The sequence below is a fragment of the Nocardia sp. NPDC004711 genome, from assembly GCF_053601595.1.
Genome location: NZ_JBSGCB010000157.1, coordinates 1 through 2,937, shown reverse-complemented (window position 1 = coordinate 2,937; position 2,937 = coordinate 1). Strand labels below are relative to the sequence as shown.

The 2,937-nt window shown below is 66.3% G+C and carries 2 protein-coding genes and 1 pseudogene; 1 reads left to right on the top strand and 2 read right to left on the bottom strand.

Going from position 1 to position 2,937, the window contains the following annotated elements; genetic code table 11:
• The coding region (locus tag ACWEKS_RS49025) for a tyrosine-type recombinase/integrase (RefSeq protein ID WP_452346559.1) at positions 1-1,964 on the bottom strand (1,964 nt) is incomplete at its 3' end.
• Positions 1,930-2,424, bottom strand: coding sequence for a tyrosine-type recombinase/integrase (locus ACWEKS_RS49020; protein WP_452346558.1), 495 nt, complete (start codon positions 2,422-2,424; stop codon positions 1,930-1,932). The genes ACWEKS_RS49025 and ACWEKS_RS49020, both read right to left, overlap by 35 nt.
• Here ACWEKS_RS49020 and ACWEKS_RS49015 point away from each other — a divergent pair.
• Positions 2,408-2,725, top strand: a pseudogene (locus tag ACWEKS_RS49015) (transposase); the annotation flags it as partial. The gene ACWEKS_RS49020 and the pseudogene ACWEKS_RS49015 overlap by 17 nt on opposite strands.
• Between the last annotated feature and the right edge of the window lie 212 nt (positions 2,726-2,937).

The window sequence follows — 2,937 nt, the reverse complement described above, 5'->3', positions numbered from 1 at the left end:
GCGAAGGGATCCCGGTGCGCTGCTGAGTCTGGCCCGGCAACACTACGGGCATGACCGTGATCGAGCAGGTGACAAACGACGAGGACGTCGCGCTGGTGGTGGCGGTCGGCTTCGCTGATCCAGCCGCGGTGTTCGGCGTCTTCGGCCAGTTTTGCCGCGTCGGCGCGTTGTGCGGCGAGGATGGGCAGGTAGGTGGTGTCGGTGCGGAAGTTGGGGCAGTGCTCGCAGATGTTGGCGTAGGGGCAGGCTCCCTGGGCCGGTGCGCGTAGGCAAAAGCCGCCTGCCAGACGGGATTTCAGCGCAAGGGCCTCGGTCCAGTCCTTTCCGCCGGTGATGGCTGTCAGTGGCAGTGTCTTGGTGTCGGCGGGGGTGGTGGGCAGGGTGGCGAGGTGGTCCTTGGCCAGGGTGAGGGCGCGTTCGTATTCGGTGCGGACGGTGGCGTCGAACAGTTTCCCGTAGCGCAGGCTCATCTGTGCGGAGGCGTGTCCGAGCAATGCCATCAGTGACTGCAGCGCGACTCCGGCGTTGACCAGGGCGGTGGCGTAGGTGTGGCGCAGTTGGTGCGGGGTGACGTGGTCGAGCCTGGCCGCTGCGGCGGCCCGGTCGAGCTCGGCGCGGATGCCGTTCTGGGCGAGACGGCGTCCGTGGTGGGTGAACAGGAACTGCGCGGGTTTGCCGGTGCGCGGATGCGGTAAAGGTCTTCCGGTGCTGCGAATTTCGATGATTCTGTCGATTAGTGTGACAGTTTCGCCGTCGAGAGGGACCATGCGTTCGGTGTCGAGCTTGCCGAGCGGGACTTTCAACCATGCGCCCTGGTCGGGGATTTCGTGGACGCAGTCCAGTTCCAGGTCGAGCAGTTCCCCGATGCGCAGGCCGGTGGCGCGGGCCAGCAGCAGCGCGGAGGCGGCGAGTTCGTGGTCGCTGGCGTGCAGGGCGGCGGTGAGTTTCCGGTCGGCGTCGACGGGCAGATAGCGTGGCAGCGGTTGAGGTGTTCTGGGAATGTCGCTGCGGAACAGCACTTTTCGTGGTGGGGCGTCGTCCCAACCCCATTCGGTAATTTCGGTGAGGAAGTTGGCGACGGCCAGGACGCGGCGGGCGCGTTCGGCGACGGTGATCACGGTGTCGGATTTGGTGTTGGGTGTGGTGAGCAGGCCGGTCAGCCAGGGTTCGATGTGGTGGCGGCGGTTCAGCTTCGACAACCGACCCAGGTCCGGGTCGAGGTCGGTGAGGAAGCGGCCGAAGCCGGTCAGTCGGGTGGCCAGGCTCGAGACGGTGTGGCGGGTGCAGGTGGCGCGTTTGGCCTGCAGGTAGTCGACCATCGCTGCGGCGATCGGTTCGGTGATGCCGTCGAGGCGGACCGCGAAGTCCCAGGGCCCGCCGGGCTGGGGTGGGGCGGCCATGATGCCGAGGTGGAACAACACCAGATGGGTGGTGGCCAGCGCGGCTTTGTAGTGGTGCCAGCCCTTGCCGGTGCGGTCTTGACGATCGCGGCAGGCTGCGGCGAACTCGTCGAGATCGATCTCGCGCAGCTGGTCCAGGCGGCGTCCGGTCTGGATCAGCAACCGGGCCGGAGCCTGGGAGCCGGTCGCCGAGCGGACCCGTTCGCTAAATCCGAGTCCTCGTGCGGTGCTGAGGAATCGGGCCAGGTCCGGGCCGATCGGGGAGGCGTCGATCTCGCGCCAGAGGCTGGCGAGCTTGCGTTCGAGCAGGTAGTCGTAACCGGGCTGCAGATGCCCGTGCAGCATCAGGAACGTGATGAACGGCCGCGTCGACGAATTCGCCGCCAAACGCAATTCCAGTGGCTCGCAGGCCCAGGCTTGCGGGTCGGGCCAGCGTTGCAGGAACGTGCGTGCCGCGCTGTAGTAAGGGTCGCTGCCGCGTCCGGTGCGGGCCAGGTTGGCCAGATAAGCGTGGTAGAACTCGTCCGCGTCAGTCTTGGCGGCGAATACGTGCGCGGGCGGCATCGAATTCCTCCTTCACCCGCTTGGGGGCCAGATGGATGTAGCGGGCGGTGGTGTCGACATGGGTGTGCCCGAGCAGGGCTTGCATGACCGCCAGATCGACCCCGGCGTCGGCCAGCGCGGTGCCGAACGAGTGCCGCAACGCGTGTGGGTTTCCCGCCGCGACCCCGGAAAGGCCGCGGTGGTAGCGGAAGATCGTGCGCAATCCCGCCGCGGTCAACGGCTGCCCGCGGTGCGGGCCTTTCGACACCAGAAACACACGCGGACTCGACGATTCGGGCCGTTCGAGGAACAGGTAGGCCTGAATCGCTCGAGCGACATCGGCGTCGAGAGGGACCGTCCGCTCCTTGGCGCCCTTGCCCCAGACCCGCAACCAGCCCCGACCCATGTCGATATCGGCCAGGTCCAAGGTGAGGACCTCACACGAGCGCAGCCCGCAATACAGCGACAATCCCCAACGCATGCGCTCGGAAGCCGCGTTCGCGCACCTGGCCGGCGTCGCCCCGATCCCCGCCTCATCCGGTCGCACCCGCCGACACCGCCGGGGCCGCGGTGGTGACCGGGCAGCCAACAACGCCCTGCACACCATCGCCGTGGTCCGCATGCGCCATGACCCGCGCACCCACGCCTACGTTGAACGCCGCACCGCACAAGGGCTTTCGAAGAAAGACATCATCCGCTGCCTCAAACGATTCATAGCCCGCGAGGTCTACCACGCCCTCACCGAACATCCTCCACAGCACCAACCAGCCGAAACTGCTTGACATCTATAGGAGCATCATAAAAGCATCAACGGGATACTTCCCGAAAGGCACCGATCTATCTCGCTGGTCGGCGCGCGACATCCAAGCCGTCGCGCACACTCTCAACTCCCGCCTCCCTAAGAACTCCTAACAGAATGGGGCTGGTGGGGGGAATGATGCTGTGCTGGTTGGTGTTCCTTCTGTGTTGGTTGTGACTGGAGGTACGCGACGGC